We start from the raw sequence: 19,587 nt of genomic DNA, 5'->3' as shown, positions 1-19,587 counted from the left end.
GAGGGGTCAGGGACGGATGACTTCCCCGGTCACGAGGTCGCGAATCACGCTCGGGCTCTTGCGCCCACCCAGCGCCCCGCCCAGTACCACATCCAGCTGCCCGCGAAAGTACTGCTCGATGCGCAAACGCGACCGGGCCGGCGGGCGGCCCTGGGGGTTGGCCGAGGTCGAAATCAGTGGCCCGACCAGCGCGCACAACTCACGCACCTGCGGGTGATCGCTGACCCTTACGGCGACAGTGTCATGCTCGCCTGTCACCCATTCAGGCAGCAGGCCCTGATGAGGCACCAGCCAAGTATTGGGGCCCGGCCAGGTGGCAGCCATGCGATCGATCCACAGCTCGGGGAAGTCCTCGAACAGAAAGTCGAACTGGCGAATGTTGTCGGCAACCAGAATCAAGCCCTTGTGCACCGGCCGCGATTTGATGGCCAGCAACCGATCCACCGCTTCTTCATTCCATGGGTCACAGCCCAGACCCCAGACCGCCTCGGTTGGGTAGGCAATGACCGCACCCGCACGAATTTCGCGGGCCGCTTGCTGCACTCGCCAACTGTTCTCCATCGTTTTACTCCGCATCGACTGATCAAGGCAGTGCGCAGTGTACTGACGCCGGACGCGCAAACCAACGGCCAGCCTCGTTGACCACCTGACTTTGCAATTCCAGTTCGGTCAAGGCCCCCAGCACCCGTGGCAGCTCCCAGCCAATGGCCTGGGCCAGCGCTTCGCTGGTCTGGGGCGCCGCCAGCAGCAACACCAGCAGCGGATGCCGGCTGGCCGGTACTTCAGCCATCGCTGCCGGTACCGTCTGCCAGCCCTGCAGCGCCGTCATGATGTGCTCTACCGTCTCTACCAGCGCCGCACCGTCACGGATCAACTGATGGCAGCCCTTTGCGCCCGGGTGGTGGATAGAGCCAGGAATCGCATACACCTCGCGGCCCTGCTCGGCCGCCAGCCGCGCGGTGATCAGCGAACCGCTGGCCAGGCCGGCTTCCACCACCAGCACCCCCAGGGACAAACCACTGATGATACGGTTACGCCGGGGGAAGTTGGACGGGTGGGGGGCGGTGCTCAAGGGAAACTCGGAAACCACCGCGCTGCCGGCCTTGACCATGTCCTGGGCCAATCTTTTGTTGCGCTGTGGATAAAAATTTTTCAGGCCCGTCCCAAGCACGCCCACGGTCTGCCCGCCCACCGCCAGCGCTGCATGGTGGGCGGCGCTGTCGATGCCAAGCGCCAAGCCACTGGTGATGACAAAACCGGCAGCGGCGAGGCTACGGGCAAAGGCGGCGGCGGTGTCCATGCCGGGGCGAGACGCACGACGGCTGCCGATAATGGCCAACTGAGGCCGCTCGAGAATGCTCGGGTTTCCGGCGACGAACAACAGCGGCGGCGCACCCTCGGTTTCTGCCAGAAGCGCGGGATAATCCGGCTGGTCCGACATCAGCAAATGCTGCTCCGAACGCTCTAGCCAGGCCATTGTGGCCTTGACCTCGGCCTCTATCAGCGGGCAGCGGCGGGCGACTTCACTGGCGGCTGAAAGCCCCAGCGCGTGCCAGGCAGAGGAGGAAGCACGGCAAGCCTGGCTGGCGCTGCCGAAGCTCTGCAGGAGCCGCAGGTAGTGGCGTGGACCGATGTCGGGCAAGAGGTGCACACGCAGCCGCGCTTGCAACTCGGTGGCACACAGGGTGGGGCTGAGAGGCTGGGGCATTTGATCATCCTTGATCGAAAACACTCAACTGTGAGGCAGGACAAGCTGTGGATAACTCTGTTGGTAACTGCCTGATAACTTGCTTCGCAAGCTAAGGATTCCGCACTTTGTCCAGCACCGCCAGCGAGCGATTGGCGTTGAGCACTAAACCATAGCTGAGCTTTTCATAAGTGCGAAAGATCATCAGCAGGCCGGAGCGAGTATCGGGGATTTTCACCTGTTCGCCGGTGACCCGGTCGCGCACGGTTTCACCGGTCTTGTAGATCGCCAGAACGTTGCCTTCCACCAGCCCGTCGCGTTTTCCGCGGCTGACCGTGACCACGTCGTACTTGCCGATCTGTGTCACACCTCGTGGCACATCAATGATCGTGCCTTCGATTGAAGACGCCGGGGCACTGGGGAAAAACGTCGAATTGACGGCGCGCTGTTCGCTGATGAACAGGCGGTCGCCCAGACGGACCTCTTCATTGGACCGCTGGAGGTTGACTGTGGCGATGTCGCCCTCGGTGGTAACCACCTCGCCGGTACCCTCATTGTCGGCGTTGATGCCGAGGAACTCATGGGTGATCGGGTCGGTGTAAGTCTTGCCCTGGCGGAAGATGCCATAGTTGGTAGTCTGCGGATCGAAATGGCCACGGGCGTAGATCACATCGCCCATGCCGCTGAGCACGCGCTCGGCATCGCCCGCCACGATATAAGGCGCGGTCTGGAAGTCTTCGGCCCGGTCGACGATGCGGTTGCTCAGCAGAAAGCTGTTGATCGACTCCAGCGGAATGCTCGGAATCGCATCGGCCACCGGCGTGCTGCGAACACGGGGCGATAGTTTGATGGTGCCACGCGATGCGCCACGCACCAAGGTGATCTGCGGCTGGCCATCGGTGCCATAGCCCAGCACCAGCGTGTCGCCGGGGTAGATAAGGTCGGGGTTGGCCACCTGTGGGTTGGCGTGCCAGATGTGGGGCCACTCCCACGGCTGGTCGAGAAACTTGCCGGCGATCTCCCACAAGGTATCGCCCTGCACGACCGTGTAGCGCTGCGGCGAACTGTCCCTGAGCTGCACCTGCGCCTGTGCCAGGCCGGCGCATGCCAGCAGCAGCAGGGCGAGTAGTGATTTCCTCATACTGCGAATCCCTTTATCATGTGTGCTCACGTGTAACGCCGCTTGTGCGCCTCCCGACCCGGGAGAGCAAGCAAGTCACCGCCGACAATCGTCCGGCGACCGCTACCTTTGACTTTACCTTACAGTGCAGTAGATAGGCATATGGCTATTTTAAACATCCTCGAATTTCCGGACCCGCGCCTGCGCACCCTCGCCAAACCGGTCGCAGTGGTGGACGCCGCGGTGCGCCAGTTGATCGACGACATGTTTGAAACCATGTACGACGCACCGGGTATCGGCCTGGCGGCAACGCAGGTCAATGTGCATAAACGCATCGTGGTCATGGACCTTTCGGAAGATCGCAGCGAGCCTCGGGTGTTCATCAATCCCGAGCTGGAAATGCTCACCGACGAGATGGGCCAGTACCAGGAAGGCTGCCTCTCGGTGCCGGGCTTCTACGAAAACGTCGACCGCCCGGTGCAGATCAGGGTCAAGGCCCTGGACCGAGACGGTAAACCGTACGAATTGCTGGCCGAAGGGCTGCTGGCAGTGTGCATCCAGCACGAATGCGATCATCTCAACGGCAAGCTCTTCGTCGATTACCTGTCTACGCTCAAACGCGACCGGATCAAGAAGAAACTGGAAAAACTCCACCGCCAGGCTTGATCCTCCAAAGCGTTCAAGGCTTGCTGCGGCAAGCCTTTTTTATTTATAGCCAGATTTAAGCGAGACCACTGCATGCGCATCGTTTTTGCGGGTACGCCCGAATTTGCTGCCGAACACCTCAAGGCCTTGTTGGCCAGCCGCCATGAGGTGATCGCGGTCTACACCCAGCCGGACCGCCCGGCCGGGCGTGGCCAGAAACTGATGCCCAGCCCGGTCAAGCAACTGGCACTCGACGCTGGCATCAGGGTGCTGCAACCTCCCACCCTGCGCGCTGCGGAAGCCCAGGCCGAACTGGCCGCTCTGGCTCCAGACCTGATGGTGGTAGTGGCCTACGGCCTGATTCTGCCGCAGGTTGTGCTCGACATCCCAAGGTTGGGCTGCATCAACAGCCATGCCTCGCTGCTGCCGCGCTGGCGCGGCGCCGCGCCGATCCAGCGCAGCGTGCAAGCAGGCGATGCCGAAAGCGGCGTGACCGTGATGCGCATGGAAGCCGGTCTGGACACCGGGCCAATGCTGCTCAAGACCACTACGGCCATCAGCGCTACCGACACCGGTGGCAGCCTGCACGACCGCCTGGCCGAGCTCGGCCCCCCGGCTGTGCTCAAGGCTATTGATGGCCTGGAGGCAGGTACCTTGCCAGGCGAGGTCCAGGACGACGGCCTGGCGACCTACGCGCACAAGCTCAACAAAGACGAAGCCCGACTGGACTGGACACGTCCGGCCGTCGAGTTGGAGCGCCAGATCCGCGCCTTCAACCCATGGCCCGTCAGCCACAGCCTGTTGAGCGGCGAAGCCCTCAAGGTGCTGGCCGCTGAATGGGCGCCAGGCGAGGGCATACCTGGCACCATCATCGTCGCGAGCAAGGAGGGCCTGACCGTGGCCTGTGGCCAACAGGCCCTGCGCCTGACCCGCCTGCAACTGCCTGGCGGCAAACCGCTGAGCTTTGCCGACCTGTTCAACAGCCGCCGCGAGAAGTTCGCCCTCGGCACGGTACTGGGCCAATGAACCCGCGCCTCGCCGCCGCCCGCGCCCTGGCCGCCGTCCTCACGGGCAAGGCCTCGCTGAACAGTTCGCTGCCTCGCGAAATGGAAAAGGTTGAAGCCCGCGACCGTGGCCTGACCCAGGACCTGGCCTTCGGTACCGCGCGCTGGCAACCGCGGTTGTCGGCATTGGCCGAACGCTTGCTGCAAAAACCGTTCAAGGCCGCCGACGCCGATGTCCACGCGCTGCTGCTGGTGGGCCTTTATCAGCTGCTTTACAGCCGCATTCCGGCCCATGCCGCCATCGGCGAGACCGTGGGCTGCGCCGACAAACTGAAAAAACCTTGGGCCAAGGCACTGCTCAACGCGGTCCTGCGCCGCGCCCAACGCGAAAGCAGCGAAATCCTCGCCGAGCTCGAACGCGACCCCGTGGTCCGCACTGCGCATCCACGCTGGTTGCAGAAAGCCCTCAAGGCGTCCTGGCCAGAACAATGGGAAGCCATCTGCGCCGCCAACAACGCCCACCCGCCGATGATCCTGCGGGTCAACCGCCGGCATCACCGCCGCGACGCCTATCTGGCATTACTGGGCGAGCAGGGCATCGCTGCCGTGCCGACCGCCTACAGCACCGATGGCATCGTCCTCGAACAGGCCATGGACGTACGCGAGCTGCCAGGCTTCAGTGACGGCTGGATCAGCGTCCAGGACGAAGCCGCGCAACTGGCCGCCGACCTCCTTGACCTGAGCCCCGGCCAGCGCGTGCTGGACGCCTGCTGCGCGCCCGGCGGCAAGACCTGCCATCTGCTCGAGGCCCAACCCGGCCTGGACGCCGTGGTCGCCGTGGACCTGGAAGCCAAACGCCTGGTGCGCGTTCGAGAAAACCTCGACCGCCTGGGCCTCGACGCCCAACTCATCGCCGCCGACGCCCGCGACACCGCCGCCTGGTGGGACGGTAAACGTTTCGACCGCATCCTCCTGGACGCCCCCTGCTCGGCCACCGGCGTGATTCGGCGGCACCCGGATATCAAGCTCACCCGGCAGCCGGATGACATCCAGGCGTTGGCGGTGCTCCAGGGCCAATTGCTGGATGCCCTGTGGCCGACACTGGAAGTGGGCGGGGTGTTGTTGTACGCCACGTGCTCGACACTGCCGACAGAGAACACCGAAGTGATCGACGCGTTCCTCGCCCGGACCTCGGGAGCCCGCGAACTGGACCTCGCCACCGCCGCCGGGATCAAACAGCCCCACGGCCGGCAGTTGCTGGCGCAAGAGGGTGGGCATGATGGGTTTTATTATGCGAAATTGATCAAGATTGCAGCGGGCCGGTGACTTCAATTCCCGGACACAGTGAGAGCGGTAGGCCGCGGTCTACCTCATCAGCTGCGCTGCAGAGCAACCTCAGATCTGACCTCACCTTGTAGGACCTGAGGTCACTTTTGAAGCTTTCCATAGAGCACCTTTAGAAAAACCACGACATCCAGCAATTCAATACGTTTCGACTACATACCAAATGCCCAGCGCTAATACACTCATGAATTTAGAAAGATAGATAGTCCGTATAAAATACAACTGGGATCTCGGAAAGGAAAGAACCTGATCAATATCAATGTCACCCCGCCGATGGAAAAAATTGGGAGCCAATAACACGAGATTTATAAAATTAAGGCGATACAGTCGGCCGATCGGATCGCTACGCCAAATCCTTCTGTTAATATGAATGAAGCTGCATTTTGAAAGCGTTATCTCGATCTGTTCAAGCCGTGCATAGAGAACCCATAGAAAAATCACGAAATTCAGCAATAGCCAAAAAGATAAAAACACGACAAAAAAGTCTCCCGGTTTCATTAAACCTCTCTATCAACGCATGAGCAGCATAAAAATGTGCAAAGATACATCACACCCTAGTACCCAAAATTTAGATCATCGGAAACATAGATACCTTAGATAAAATTAGATAGCGCCTCGTGAACGATCAGACTAGCGCAATATCACCTCGCCTCGCCGATAAAAAATATTTGGAATGGCTAAAACCAGACTGATGAAGTTGAGTCGATAGACCCGACCTCTCGGATCACCGCACCAAATAGGTTTGTTATTTCCAACGATGCTGTATCTTAGTATCCACATGCCCATTGATATAATCCATATACTGATAGTCGGCTCTTCCTCTGTCACCACTGAACTACCTCAATACAGCGCATTCCATATGGATAGCAACCTATCCTGCTCCACTGTTTCGAACTATAATTCACCCGTTGCGAGAGCGTCGGCAGAGCCAAATACCAGCCGTTATAAAAACACCATCACACAACCCGCTTTACATTAAAGGCAGCTACCAATAAGTTTCGATTAAACACCAAATGCCCAGCGCTACTGCCTGCATACTTAACGAGAGATAGATGGCCCGTAGAAAACAGAACTGGGATCTCGGGAAAGCAAGAACCTGGTCGAGATCAATGTCACCTCGACGATGGAACAGACTAGGATTGCCTAACACAAGACGTATAAAATTTAGTCGATACATTCGTCCGATTCGATCGCCGCGCCAAATTTTCCTGTTGATTTCAACGAAACTGCATTTAGACAGCGCTTTCTCGTACCCTTCAAGCTTTGTATAGAGTACCCACAAGAAAACCACAAAATTGAAGAGTAACCAACAACACAAGAATATGACAATAAAAGTTTCCATTCCGTTTAACTACCTAAATGCTCATAAACGATAGTGCCCATCTTTTCTCCGGCTATCTCTCCACCGAGACCTCCAGCCCATCCACCTCCAGCCCCCCCGATAATTGCGCAGCCTAATACGCCAACGCCGCCCGTGGCTAGGCCGAACGTCGACATGCAGACTCCTACCGCATAATAACCGACGATACCACCAATCGCAGTGCTGCCCAATATGCTAAATGCCGTCTTACTGGTTTCAACATACCCAGCCCTACGACACTCCGCACTTCTGCCGGAAGAGCAAGCCTCTACGATTTCAAGCGCACCTGCAGAAATATCAAGCGCCAAACCTACATAAGTACCCTTACTCAAAATACGAGCCGTCTTAGCTACCCTCGCCAATTTATCGGAATAGCCTTTTATCTCACCGGTACTGAGATAGCTTTTAGTCGAAATACCTAGCATTCTTCTGATCGAGCCATGATTCCGCAAGCCCGTCCCAAATCTAGCAATACCCTCTAGCTGAACATCCAATTTTTTAAATAGTATCTTGCGGTGCTCATGAAACTCATGCCGCGCAATCGGTGTGCCGCGCTTGAGCGCGTTTTTGTGCAAGACGTCAATCTCTTCAAGCGTCTGCTTCACCCCCTCCAGATGCTTACTCCAAGCGCTGGTTACGCTGCCGACGCCCAGCGAGGTGTAGCCCAGCAGCGACTGCAAGAGGTCATAATTCTTCAGAATGAACCCATCGCCGCCCGCTTGGTGGGCGCTGAGACTTTGTCTGGCCTGCAGCCCCATGCGCTGCAACTCCGTTTCTTCTGAGCTGCATGAGTTCGTGCTGTCATCGCCCACCACGACCAATTGACCGGGCATCACGACAGTATTGAGCAGATGCCCATTCAGGGTATTCAGCTTGGCCAACCCTTGGCGGTTCAGGCGCAGCCGATCCTGAATGGCCATGAAGGTCTGCATGTGTTCATTGATGAAAGCGTAGGGCTTGGCCATGGTCGTCCCTCATATCGCTTTGTTGGCGATACGGTCCCAACCGCCAAGTTTATTGCCTTGGCCTGATCCGTCGCTGCGTTTCTGTTGCGTGTAGGTCGTCTTGATACGGCCATAATCCAGTTGCACCGTCTCGACCGGTACTCCGTCGATGGCGCTTTGCGCATAGTCCGCAACGATAACTTCCTCGAGCACGACCTCGTAGTACTTGAGCTTGTCGCCACCCGCACGGCAAAGCGAGAGCTTGACCTCCTTGAGGTGGGTACCGGCACAGCAGGAGACCATGAGCTTGGTGCTGGCGCTGTCGAGAAACTTGGTGAAGACGAAGCAGGACACCGACGTCCGGCCAGAAGCAGCGCCTCCGGCGGAGCTGGCGGTGGCTGAGGTACTCTGATGCATACCGAAGTTGTAGCCGGTGATCTCGATCCAGCCGGTGTGTGCGCCATCCTTGGATTCGCCGGGGATGTCCGAGATGCTGATGAAACCGTCGAGCGCCATTGAGTGGATCCTTTTCCAGTGCATGGGGAGAAGGACGTTATGTCGACTCAGACGGCATGTCATCGGCTCGCAAGAAAATTAGATCTTTCCTACGCACATCGGTAAGTTTTCCTACAAAAATTCTGACGCGCAACACTCAGAGTTATACAAAGTTGTACGAAAGGGGGGAGGGCGATGCGTCCGGCGGGGCTTGCACTGCGGTGTATCTTGGAAATGGCGTCGCCTGGTTCCCGAGCAAGCTCGGTCCTACGGGGGCGGCGAACTGACCTACCCGGACGCAGAGAAAATAAATGATTCCTGGCAGATGCGCGGCCTTTTGGGCAACACCCATCTGTAGGACCGAGCTTGCTCGGGAACCAGGCGACGCCATTGACAAGACATGCCGCGGCGCTCGGTTCCCGAGCAACCGCTACGGCGGCCGGCTCGGTCCTACAGGGGACGCCTGGGTTGCGGTGGCGGTTAGGCGGGTTGCCTGCACATCAATACCACCGGGCTTCCCCTTCGGGCCGCTTCCTGAACCGCTTCATGCTCCACATATACTGGCTCGGGTATTCCCGCACATACCGCTCGATCACCCCACTCATGGCGGCCACCGCCGTGGGCGTATCGCTGCTGTACATCGCCTCCGGCGCTGCTTCCAGGATGACCCGATAACCCGAGCCATCCGGCAAGCGCAATGCATGGAGGAAGACCCCGACCGCCTTGCCGCCGGTGAGCATGTTCGGCACGAACTTGCTGGTCAGCGCGGTGGTGCCCAGAAAGGGCACGAAGACCCCTGCCGATTCCGCCGGCTCGGGGTCTGCCGGGATGCCGACCTGGCCCCCCTTGCGGACCTCCTTGATGATGCTGAGGATGCCTTCCTTGGTCGAGGCGGCCACGCGGTTGCCCATTTGTACCCGTTGTTTGCGCAGCAGGTCATCCACCGCTTTGAGCTTGGGCGGGCGGTAGAAGATGATGGGTTTGCACTGGTTGCAATAGAAGTGGTTGAGCACTTCCCAGTTGCCCAGGTGGCTGGTGATGCCGACCACGCCCTTGCCGGTGGCGAGGGCTTGCTCGAGGACTTCGAGGCCGTGGACTTCGCGCACCAAATCCAGCGAACGCTGGGCCGGCCAGATCCAGGCGCACGCGCTTTCGGTGAAAGAGCGGCCGATGTCCATCAGGGCCTGGCCGGTCAGGTGTTCCCGGGCCTCGGGTGCCATCTCGGGAAAGCATTTGCTCAGGTTGATCCGTACGATTTCCCGGGAGCGGTTGGGCAGTTTCCACATGATCCAGCCGATGGCGCCCCCCACCCACTGCACCGCGCGCCACGGCAACAGGGCAAACAACCGCAATACGCCGACCATCAGCGCACCTTTGAACTTATCCACAGAAGCGTTCCTCTTGGCACAAGCCGGCCATTGTAACCGTCACGGCTGCAGGGCCCCATAGCGATCGCAATCGCGTGTGTGATCCATGACCATCCCCGAGGCCTGCATGAAGGCGTAACAGATGATGGGCCCGACGAAGGTGAAGCCGGCCTTTTGCAGGGCCTTGCTCATGGCCTGGGCTTGCGCAGTGACGGCGGGCACCTGGCTGCGGTCAGTGAAGTCGTTGATTTTCGGCTGGCCGCCGACGAAGGACCACAGCCAGTCGACGGGTTTGTCGAGCTTGAGCCAGGCTTGGGCATTGCGCCGGGCGCCGTGGAGTTTGAGGCGGTTGCGCACGATGCCGGGGTCCTGCATGAGGCGCTCGATGTAGTCGTCGCTCATGTCGGCGAGCTGGCGCGGATCGAAACCGAACATGACTTCGCGATACCGCTGCCGCTTTTTCAGGATGGTGAACCACGACAGACCGGCCTGGAACCCTTCGAGCAAAAGCAACTCGAACAACGCGCCCGCCTCGCGCAGCGGCACGCCCCATTCATGATCGTGGTAGTCCTGGTAGAGGGGGTCTTGAGTACACCAAAAGCAGCGAGGCATAGGGCTCCATGGGTAGAGGCGCCGCCGAATCGCGGTATACTCCCGCTCTTTATATTCGCAGCCCCAGATACAGGTGAATTTCGTGAGCCAGCCTACGCCAGCCGTGCGTACCTTCCAAGACTTGATCCTCGCTCTGCAACAATACTGGGCCGAGCAAGGTTGCGTGGTACTTCAGCCCTACGATATGGAAGTAGGCGCCGGCACGTTCCACACCGCCACGTTTCTGCGGGCCGTCGGCCCGGAAACCTGGAACGCCGCTTACGTGCAGCCCAGCCGTCGTCCGGCTGATGGCCGCTACGGCGAAAACCCGAACCGCCTGCAGCATTACTACCAGTTCCAGGTGGTCCTCAAGCCCAACCCGGAAAACTTCCAGGAACTGTACCTGGGCTCGCTCAAGCACATCGGCCTCGATCCGCTGGTCCACGACATTCGTTTCGTCGAAGACAACTGGGAATCGCCAACCCTCGGGGCCTGGGGCCTGGGCTGGGAAATCTGGCTCAACGGCATGGAAGTGACCCAGTTCACCTACTTTCAGCAAGTGGGCGGCATCGAGTGCTACCCGGTCACCGGCGAGATCACCTACGGCCTCGAGCGTTTGGCCATGTACCTGCAGGGCGTGGACTCGGTCTACGACCTGGTCTGGACCGACGGCCCGTTCGGCAAGGTCACCTATGGCGATGTGTTCCACCAGAACGAAGTGGAGCAGTCGACCTACAACTTCGAACACGCCAACGTCGACAAGCTGTTCGAACTGTTCGACTTCTATGAAAGCGAAGCCAATCGCTTGATCGAACTGGAACTGCCGCTGCCGACCTATGAAATGGTCCTGAAGGCTTCGCACACTTTCAACCTGCTGGATGCCCGCCGCGCCATCTCGGTCACCGCGCGCCAGCAATACATCCTGCGCGTGCGTGCCTTGGCACGTGCCGTCGCACAAAGTTATCTACAGGCCCGCGCGAAGCTGGGCTTCCCAATGGCGGCCCCTGATCTGCGTGATGAAGTGTTGGCCAAGCTGGAGGCGGCACAATGAGTGCGCAAGATTTCCTGGTTGAACTGGGCACCGAAGAACTGCCACCCAAGGCCCTCGACAGCCTGGGCGAAGCCTTTCTGGCCGGCATTGAAAAAGGCCTGCAGGCCGCTGGTCTGACCTTCACCACCAAGCGTTACTTCGCCGCGCCGCGCCGCCTGGCGGTGTTGGTCACCTCGCTGGACACCCAGCAGCCTGATCGCAGCATCAATCTCGACGGCCCGCCCCTGCAAGCGGCGTTCGACGCCGAAGGCAAGCCGACCCAGGCCGCCCTGGGTTTTGCCAAGAAGTGCGGCGTCGACCTGAGCGAAATCGATCAAAGCGGCCCCAAACTGCGCTACAGCCAGAGCATCAAAGGCAAGCCGACCGCCAGCCTGTTGCCGACCATCGTCGAAGATTCGCTCAACGACCTGCCGATTCCCAAGCGCATGCGCTGGGGTTCGCGCAAGGTCGAGTTCGTGCGTCCGACCCAATGGCTGGTCATGCTGCTGGGTGATCAGGTGGTGGACTGCACCATCCTCGCCCAGAACGCCGGCCGAGAATCGCGCGGTCATCGCTTCCATCATCCGGAACCGGTGCGCATCACCTCGCCGGCCAACTATCAGGAAGACCTGCGCCAGGCGTACGTACTCGCCGATTTCGAGGAGCGTCGTCAGCTGATCAGCAAGCGCACCGCCGAGTTGGCCCTGCAACAGGAAGGTACCGCCATCGTGCCGCCCAGCCTGCTGGACGAGGTGACCGCGCTGGTGGAGTGGCCTGTACCGCTGGTGTGCTCGTTCGAGGAGCGTTTCCTTGAAGTACCTCAGGAAGCCCTCATCACCACCATGCAGGACAACCAGAAGTATTTCTGCCTGCTCGATGCCGAAGGCAAGTTGCTGCCGCGTTTCATTACCGTGGCCAACGTCGAGAGCAAGGACCCGCGCCAGATCGTCGAGGGTAACGAGAAAGTCGTGCGCCCACGCTTGACCGACGCGGAGTTCTTCTTCAAGCAGGACAAGAAGCAGCCGCTGGAAACCTTCAACGAGCGCCTGAAGAACGTGGTTTTCCAGGAAAAACTAGGCAGTGTCTACGACAAGGCCGTGCGTGTTTCCAAGTTGGCCGCCTTCATTGCCCCGCGCATCGGCGGCGATGCTCAACGTGCCGCCCGTGGCGGTCTGCTGTCCAAGTGCGACCTGGCCACCGAGATGGTCGGCGAGTTCCCCGAGATGCAAGGTGTGGCCGGTTACTACTACGCGATCAACGACGGCGAGGCACAGGACGTCGCGCTGGCGCTGAACGAGCAGTACATGCCCCGCGGCGCGGGTGCCGAACTGCCGACCTCGCTGACCGGCGCGGCGGTGGCCATCGCCGACAAACTGGACACCCTGGTGGGTATCTTCGGCATCGGCATGCTGCCCACCGGCAGCCGCGACCCCTATGCACTGCGCCGTGCCGCCTTGGGCGTGCTGCGCATCCTGATCGAAAAAGACCTTGATCTGGACCTGACCCAGGCCGTGGCGTTCGCTGTTTCGGAGTTTGGTACTCAGGTCAAGGCACCGGGTCTCGCTGATCAGGTGCTGGAATTCATCTTCGACCGCCTGCGAGCCCGCTACGAAGACGAAGGCACCGACGTCGCCACTTACCTGTCGGTGCGTGCGCTCAAGCCGGGCTCGGCATTGGACTTCGACCAGCGTGTGCAAGCCGTGCAAGCGTTCCGCAAGCTGCCTGAAGCCGCGGCCCTGGCCGCCGTGAACAAGCGCGTGTCGAACCTGCTGAGCAAGGCGGACGGGCAGGTTGCCCAGACCGTCGAGCCCAAGTACTTCGACAACGCCAACGAGTTCTCGCTGTACTCGGCGATCCAGCAGGCCGATCAGGCTGTGCAACCCTTGGCTGCCGAGCGCCGCTATGCGGAAACCCTGGCGCGCCTGGCGGCATTGCGCGAGCCCGTGGATGCCTTCTTCGAGGCGGTCATGGTCAACGCTGACGATGCCAAGGTGCGCGCCAACCGCTACGCGCTGCTGGCACGTCTGCGTGGCCTGTTTCTCGGTGTCGCTGACATTTCGTTGCTGGGGTAAGCCTTGAAGCTGCTGATACTGGACCGCGACGGGGTCATCAATGAAGACTCCGACGCTTATATCAAGTCGGTCGCAGAATGGATTCCGATCCCCGGCGCGATTGCCGCTATCGCGCAGCTGAGCCGTGCTGGCTGGACGGTGGCGGTTGCCACGAACCAGTCCGGCATTGCCCGAGGCTATTACGATCTGGCCACCCTCGATGCCATGCATGCGGGTTTGCGCGAGCGGGTGGCGCAAGAGGGTGGCGAGGTCGGCCTGATCGTTTTCTGTCCCCACGGCCCCGATGCGGGCTGTGATTGCCGCAAGCCCAAGCCGGGCATGCTGCGTACCATCGGTCAGCACTACGGCTGTGAATTGTCGGGCGTATGGTTTGTCGGCGATAGTAGCAGTGACCTGGAGGCGGCCTTGGCCGCAAATTGTCAGCCTGTTCTGGTCAAGACTGGGAAAGGTCGCAAGACCCTGGGCAAGCCGCTGCCTTCTGGCACTTTGATTTTCGAGGATCTGGCGGCGATCGCCAGAGAACTTACTCACAAATAGGACGTTTTGTCCGTCATGGTAAAAGCCGTTATGTCGACCCTGCGGGCTATCAGGATTTTTTTCTATTACCTGTTGCTGGGCACCAGCTGTCTGCTGTGGTGTTCCCTGAGCTTTTTTATCGCGCCGTTTCTGAGCTTCCCTGCGCGCTATCGCTTCATCAACGTGTACTGGTGTCGCTGCGCGCTGTGGCTGACGCGTAACATCCTCGATATCCAGGTCAACGTGACCGGTGCCGAGAATATTCCGCAGCGTCCCTGTGTGATTCTCTCCAATCACCAAAGCACCTGGGAGACCTTCTTTCTCTCGGCCTACTTTCAGCCGCTGAGCCAAGTGCTCAAGCGTGAGCTGCTCTACGTGCCGTTCTTCGGCTGGGCCATGGCAATGCTGCGTCCGATCGCCATCAACCGCGACAATCCCAAGGTGGCGCTCAAGCAAGTGGCCAGCAAGGGTGACGAGCTTTTGAAGGACGGAGTCTGGGTGCTGATCTTCCCCGAAGGCACCCGTGTGCCGTTCGGCCAGATCGGCAAATTCACCCGAAGCGGCTCTGCCCTGGCGGTCAATGCCGAACTGCCGGTCCTGCCCATCGCCCATAACGCCGGCAAATACTGGCCCAAGGAAGGCTGGGGCAAACGAGCCGGGGTGATCGAGGTCATCATCGGCGAACCCATGTTCGCACAAGGCACCGGGCCGCGGGCCGTTGCCGAGTTGAACGACCGTTTTGCCAAATGGAACGAGGATGCCCAACGCAGCCTGGGGTCGTTGCCACCTGCCGCACGAAACGATGCCGAAAGCGCCGCCTGATTCTGTGGATAACTTGTGTATTGTTTTTCTTGGAGCTTCTCGAATACTCAAGCAACTTATTGATCTACAAAGAAATAACTTATTAGAAAAATTCACTGCGTTCCGTGCATAAGTTTTTCGAACAACAAAAAACCGGCGCTCCTCAGCGCCGGTTTTTTTTGCTTGGCCTTTGCCTCAGACGTTATCGAGGTCCACCTGCCGGGTCTCTTTCAAGCACAGCAGGCCCACGATCAAACTGCCTCCCGTGACCAGCACCGGGTACCACAGCCCGTAGAAGATATCCCCGGTGTACACCACCAATGCGAACGACACGGTGGGCAAGAAACCACCGAACCAGCCATTGCCAATGTGATACGGCAGGGACATCGACGTGTAGCGAATCCGCGTTGGAAACAGCTCCACCATCACGGCCGCCAGCGGCCCGTAGGTCATGGTCGCGATGAGGATCAGGGCGAAGATCACGGCGACCACCATCGGCTGGTTGACGGCCCCAGGATCAGCTTTGGTGGGATAGCCGGCCTGGGTCACGGCCGCCCGCAGCGCGGCTTCGTCATACCCGTTGATGCGGGTCTCGCCAACGGTCACCACCACGTCGCTGCCCGCAACCTGAGCCTCGGAGCTGTAGGGCACGCCTTGCTTGACCAGCAGCGTCTTGACCTTGTCGCAAGGGCTGTCGAATTTTGCCTTGCCCACGGGATCGAACTGGAAGGTACACGCCTTGGGATCCGCCATCACCACCACCGGCGCTTGCCGGCTGGCCTGATCGATCTGCGGATTGGCGTAGTGGCTGAGCGCCTTGAACAGCGGGAAATAAAACACGGTGGCGAGCAGCAAGCCGGCCATGAGGATCGGTTTGCGCCCGATTCGGTCGGACAGCCAGCCAAAGAACACGAAGAATGGCGCGCCCAGTACCACACTGATGATCAGCAAGGTGTTGGCCTGGGCAGGGTCCATCTTGAGGATCTGGGTGAGAAAGAACAGCACATAAAACTGCGCGGTGTAGAAGGTTACTGCCTGGCCACCGTTGATACTGAACAGCGCAATCAGGACGATCTTGAGGTTCTCCCAATTACCGAAGGACTCGCGTATGGGCGACTTGCTGGCCTTGCCTTCAGCCTTCATTTTTTTGAAGGACGGTGACTCATGCAGGCTCATCCGGATCCAGGTGGAAACGGCCAGGAGCACGATGGAACCCAAAAAGGGAATGCGCCAGCCCCAGACTTCAAACTGATCCCCGGTCAGGTAGCGGGTGGCCAGAACCACCACCAGGGACAGCAACAGGCCCAGCGTCGCCGTGGACTGAATCCACCCAGTATGGGAGCCGCGCTTATCCGCCGGCGCATGCTCGGCAACATAGGTCGCCGCGCCGCCATACTCGCCCCCCAGCGCCAGGCCCTGAAGCATGCGCAGGCAAATCAGGATAATCGGGGCGGCAATACCGATGCTGGCGTAGGTCGGCAACAACCCGACGCCAAAGGTGGACAGCCCCATCAAGACGATCGTCATGAGGAACGTATATTTACGCCCGATCATGTCACCGAGCCGACCGAACACCAACGCGCCAAAAGGCCTGACCAGAAACCCGGCGGCAAATGCCATGAGGGCAAAGATAAAGGCCGTGGTGTCGTTAACGCCAGCGAAGAACTGCTTGCTGATCACCGCCGCCAGGGCACCGTAGAGAAAAAAGTCATACCACTCGAACACGGTCCCGAGGGATGACGCGAAAATGATCTTGCGCTCTTCCTTGCCGGTGATAGCAACGGTGGCGGGGGAGTGGGGGTGTATCAAGTCGGTCATCGCTGAAGTCCTTCGGCCCAGATGGGCACAGTGATTATTGTTGTTGTTCCACTGTCGGTCGTCGCTGACGACCCTTGCATTCAAGCGAGCCCCGCCTCAGATAGCAGGCAAGGCGGGCTCGCGGATATTGCCTTGGCTACGGGCGCCCTCACGCTCGCTGTGTTCACGAATGAACTGGGCGGCCATCTCGCCAATCATCAGTGTAGGTGAGCAGGTGTTGCCCGACGTAATGGTCGGCATGATCGACGCATCAGCGACGCGTAACCCGGCGATACCGTGGACGCACAGCTGCGCATCGACCACGGCGAGGGCATCGTGGCCCATCCGGCAGGTCCCCACTGGATGGAAAATCGTGGTGCCGATACGCCCAGCCGCGTCACGCAACTCTTCCTCGGTCCGCAGCGCTGCGCCTGGCAGGTATTCAACCGGCGAGAAACGCTGCAAGGCCGGCGCCGCAAGAATCTCGCGGGTCAACCGGATTGACTGGGCGGCGATGCGCAAGTCTTCAGGATCGCTGAGGTAGTTGGGATCGATGATGGGCGACACATCCGGGTCGGCTGAGCGAATATCCACCCGGCCGCGACTCTTGGGGCGCAGGTTGCAGACCGATGCGGTGAATGCCGGAAAGCGATGCAGCGGTTCGCCGAACTTGTCCAGGGAAAGGGGCTGCACATGGTATTCCAGGTTCGCCGTGGCCTGTTCCGGACCCGAGCGCACAAATGCACCCAGCTGACTGGGTGCCATGGCCAGAGGCCCGCTGCGATCGTACAGATAACGAACGCCCATGCCGAACTTGCCCCAGAGGCTGTTGGCCACAACGTTGAGGGTTCGGGTGTTGGTGACCTGATAAACCAAGCGCAACTGCAGGTGATCCTGCAAGTTGCCACCGACGCCGGGCAGCTCGTGTTCCACATAGATGCCAAGTCGTTCCAGCAACGGTCTGGGGCCGATGCCGCTACGTTGCAGGATGCTGGGCGAGCCGATGGCACCTGCACTCAGAATGATCTCGCGGCGAGCCTTGAACGAATGCTGAGCGCCTTGCCAAAGGGCCTTTACGGCCACTGCGCGCTTGTTTTGCACCAGCACACGATCGACCCGCACATCGGTCATCACCGTTAGGTTTGGGCGGTGGAGCACCGGCTTGAGGAATGCCTTGGCTGAATTCCAGCGCACGCCTGCACGCTGATTGACGTGGAAATATCCACAGCCTTCATTGTCTCCGCCATTGAAGTCTTCCACGGACTTGATACCGCTTTGCGCTGCAGCCACCCGAAAGGCATCGAGAATCGGCCAGCGATAGCGTTGCTGCTCGACCCGCCACTCACCGTCACCGCCATGTAACTCGCCATTGCCGGAGAAGTGCAGCTGACTGCGCTTGAACATTGGCAGCACCTGTTTCCAGCCCCATCCAGGGTTGCCTTGGGCTTCCCAGCTGTCGTAATCGGCCGACTGCCCGCGCATATAGATCATGCCGTTGATGGAGGAACAACCACCCAGCACTTTACCCCGCGGGTAGTTCAGGCTGCGGCCCTGCAAAGCGGGTTGCGATTCGGTCTTGAAGCACCAGTCGGTGCGCGGGTTACCGATGCAGTAGAGGTAACCCACGGGAATATGTATCCAGGCATAGTTGTCGCGGCCGCCGGCTTCAAGCAGCAGCACACGCACAGCAGGATCGGCAGACAGGCGGTTGGCAAGCAGGCAGCCAGCAGGCCCGGCACCGACAATGATGTAATCGTAGGGTTGTTCGATCGACATGATGACCTCACGCCTGTTTATTATTTTTGTACCTCCTCATGGTAGTGCTTAACTTCGAGAGCGAAACGAGTGTTTTCACCCATGGGCTGTGCGTTTTCGCACACCTGTATTATCTAGAGGTGCAGCATGTTCGATTGGAACGACCTCAAATACTTTCTCGAACTTCAACGCAGTGGCCGCTTGCTCACGGCGGCCAAGCGCCTGGGCACCACCCACAGCACAGTGGCCAGGCACATAGAATCCATCGAGCAACACCTGGGAACGGCGCTATTCATACAGCATGCCCAAGGACACGAGCTGACACCCGCAGGACACGCATTACTCAAACATGCGGAGGCTATGGAAAACGTGGCACTGTTGGCCCAGGAAGAAATCACCCAGTCCATTGCACCCTTGGGCAAGATTCGCCTGGGGGTGACCGAGGGCATCGGGATCATGTTTATCGCGCCGCGGATTCGCAGTCTCTATGAACGCTATCCCGGTCTGGAGGTGGAGCTGGTGGCTGTGCCTCGGTTCGTCAGTATTCTTAACCGCGAAGCTGAAATCAGCATCCATCTCGATCGCCCGACAGCTGATCAACTGATCACCCGCAAACTGACCGATTACAAACTGGCGCTGTACGCCAGCCCGGACTATCTGGTGCGCTCGTCACCCTTGCAGCATCGCGAAGACCTGGCCCGACATGATTGGATCGGTTACGTGGATGATCTGTTGTTCAGTGAAGAACTGCTGTTTCTCAACAGCTTCTGTCGCAATCCGAATGTGGTGTTTCGCAGCACCAGTGTGATTGCCCAGCAGCAGGCGGCGAGGGCGGGGCTGGGGATTGCAGTGCTCCCCAACTACATGGCGCGCCCTGACCCCGTCTTGGTGAGGGTACTACCGCAGGAGACCATTCAGAGGAGCTATTGGATCAGTACCCGCCGCGAGCTGCACAAGTCGGTGCGGCTACGGGTGGTCTGGGATTATCTGGTGGCGCTGTGCGAGGGCGCACGGGAGGAGTTGGCGGGGTAAGCAACAAAAAGCCCGGCACTCAGTGCC

General features: G+C 59.7%; 17 protein-coding genes. 8 read left to right on the top strand and 9 right to left on the bottom strand.

The annotated features are described in order from the left end of the window. Positions 1-6 precede the first annotated feature (6 nt). The 3 genes from HB675_RS09800 to HB675_RS09790 all read right to left on the bottom strand — a co-directional run bounded on the left by HB675_RS09800 (position 7) and on the right by HB675_RS09790 (position 2,828). A complete protein-coding gene (locus HB675_RS09800) occupies positions 7-561 on the bottom strand; it encodes a Sua5/YciO/YrdC/YwlC family protein (protein ID WP_213878106.1) in 555 nt (184 codons plus the stop codon). A gap of 22 nt (positions 562-583) precedes the next feature. Continuing rightward, on the bottom strand, positions 584-1,708 hold the full coding sequence (dprA, locus tag HB675_RS09795) for a DNA-processing protein DprA (protein WP_213878105.1): 1,125 nt from the start codon (positions 1,706-1,708) through the stop codon (positions 584-586). A 91-nt stretch (positions 1,709-1,799) separates the two neighbouring features. Then, a complete protein-coding gene (locus tag HB675_RS09790) occupies positions 1,800-2,828 on the bottom strand; it encodes a LysM peptidoglycan-binding domain-containing protein (protein ID WP_213878104.1) in 1,029 nt (342 codons plus the stop codon). A 141-nt stretch (positions 2,829-2,969) separates the two neighbouring features. On the opposite strand from HB675_RS09790, the gene def reads away from it, so the two are divergent. From def to rsmB, 3 genes are all read left to right on the top strand, one after another. Continuing rightward, entirely contained in the window at positions 2,970-3,473 is a 504-nt protein-coding gene (gene def / locus HB675_RS09785) for a peptide deformylase (RefSeq protein ID WP_213878103.1), read from the top strand. Positions 3,474-3,545: 72 nt separating this feature from the next. After that, positions 3,546-4,478, top strand: a complete 933-nt coding sequence (gene fmt / locus HB675_RS09780) for a methionyl-tRNA formyltransferase (protein WP_213878102.1) — start codon at positions 3,546-3,548, stop codon at positions 4,476-4,478. Next, positions 4,475-5,782 (top strand): 16S rRNA (cytosine(967)-C(5))-methyltransferase RsmB, encoded by a 1,308-nt coding sequence (gene rsmB / locus HB675_RS09775; protein ID WP_213878101.1) that lies wholly within the window; start codon positions 4,475-4,477, stop codon positions 5,780-5,782. The genes fmt and rsmB overlap by 4 nt, the downstream gene beginning before the upstream one ends. A 1,365-nt stretch (positions 5,783-7,147) precedes the next feature. Here the strand turns inward: rsmB and HB675_RS09770 are convergent. The 4 genes from HB675_RS09770 to HB675_RS09755 all read right to left on the bottom strand — a co-directional run bounded on the left by HB675_RS09770 (position 7,148) and on the right by HB675_RS09755 (position 10,578). Further along, entirely contained in the window at positions 7,148-8,125 is a 978-nt protein-coding gene (locus HB675_RS09770; RefSeq protein WP_213878100.1) for a hypothetical protein, read from the bottom strand. A gap of 9 nt (positions 8,126-8,134) precedes the next feature. Continuing rightward, the gene (locus HB675_RS09765) at positions 8,135-8,620 is read right to left on the bottom strand and encodes a type VI secretion system tube protein Hcp (RefSeq protein WP_213878099.1); all 486 of its coding nucleotides are present in this window, start codon (positions 8,618-8,620) and stop codon (positions 8,135-8,137) included. Between the two features lie 479 nt (positions 8,621-9,099). Beyond that, complete coding sequence (locus HB675_RS09760; RefSeq protein ID WP_213878098.1) at positions 9,100-9,987, bottom strand: lysophospholipid acyltransferase; 888 nt, start codon at positions 9,985-9,987, stop codon at positions 9,100-9,102. Between the two features lie 39 nt (positions 9,988-10,026). Then, positions 10,027-10,578 carry a DNA-3-methyladenine glycosylase I gene (locus tag HB675_RS09755; RefSeq protein WP_213878097.1) on the bottom strand — a complete coding sequence of 184 codons (552 nt, stop codon included), beginning with the start codon at positions 10,576-10,578 and terminating at the stop codon, positions 10,027-10,029. 82 nt (positions 10,579-10,660) lie between these two features. On the opposite strand from HB675_RS09755, the gene glyQ reads away from it, so the two are divergent. The 4 genes from glyQ to HB675_RS09735 are packed head-to-tail and all read left to right on the top strand — an operon-like array spanning position 10,661 to position 14,997. Beyond that, positions 10,661-11,608, top strand: a complete 948-nt coding sequence (gene glyQ / locus HB675_RS09750) for a glycine--tRNA ligase subunit alpha (RefSeq protein ID WP_213878096.1) — start codon at positions 10,661-10,663, stop codon at positions 11,606-11,608. Next, positions 11,605-13,659: a glycine--tRNA ligase subunit beta gene (gene glyS, locus HB675_RS09745; protein ID WP_213878095.1), complete on the top strand. Its 2,055-nt coding sequence runs from the start codon at positions 11,605-11,607 to the stop codon at positions 13,657-13,659. The genes glyQ and glyS overlap by 4 nt, the downstream gene beginning before the upstream one ends. A gap of 3 nt (positions 13,660-13,662) precedes the next feature. Then, on the top strand, positions 13,663-14,196 hold the full coding sequence (gene gmhB, locus HB675_RS09740) for a D-glycero-beta-D-manno-heptose 1,7-bisphosphate 7-phosphatase (protein ID WP_213878094.1): 534 nt from the start codon (positions 13,663-13,665) through the stop codon (positions 14,194-14,196). Positions 14,197-14,211: 15 nt separating this feature from the next. Next, positions 14,212-14,997, top strand: coding sequence for a lysophospholipid acyltransferase family protein (locus HB675_RS09735; protein WP_213878093.1), 786 nt, complete (start codon positions 14,212-14,214; stop codon positions 14,995-14,997). A 174-nt stretch (positions 14,998-15,171) separates the two neighbouring features. Here the strand turns inward: HB675_RS09735 and HB675_RS09730 are convergent, their stop codons facing one another. After that, positions 15,172-16,794: an MFS transporter gene (locus tag HB675_RS09730; RefSeq protein ID WP_213878092.1), complete on the bottom strand. Its 1,623-nt coding sequence runs from the start codon at positions 16,792-16,794 to the stop codon at positions 15,172-15,174. Between the two features lie 96 nt (positions 16,795-16,890). Next, entirely contained in the window at positions 16,891-18,549 is a 1,659-nt protein-coding gene (locus HB675_RS09725; protein ID WP_213878091.1) for a GMC family oxidoreductase N-terminal domain-containing protein, read from the bottom strand. 126 nt (positions 18,550-18,675) lie between these two features. Between HB675_RS09725 and HB675_RS09720 the strand changes: the two genes are divergently transcribed. Continuing rightward, complete coding sequence (locus tag HB675_RS09720) at positions 18,676-19,560, top strand: LysR family transcriptional regulator (protein WP_213878090.1); 885 nt, start codon at positions 18,676-18,678, stop codon at positions 19,558-19,560. Positions 19,561-19,587 lie beyond the last annotated feature (27 nt).

It is taken from the genome of Pseudomonas sp. dw_358 (assembly GCF_018449655.1).
Classification (GTDB): Bacteria; Pseudomonadota; Gammaproteobacteria; order Pseudomonadales; family Pseudomonadaceae; genus Aquipseudomonas.
Note: the sequence above shows the minus strand (reverse complement) of the source record. Positions and strands in the feature narration are given on the sequence as shown.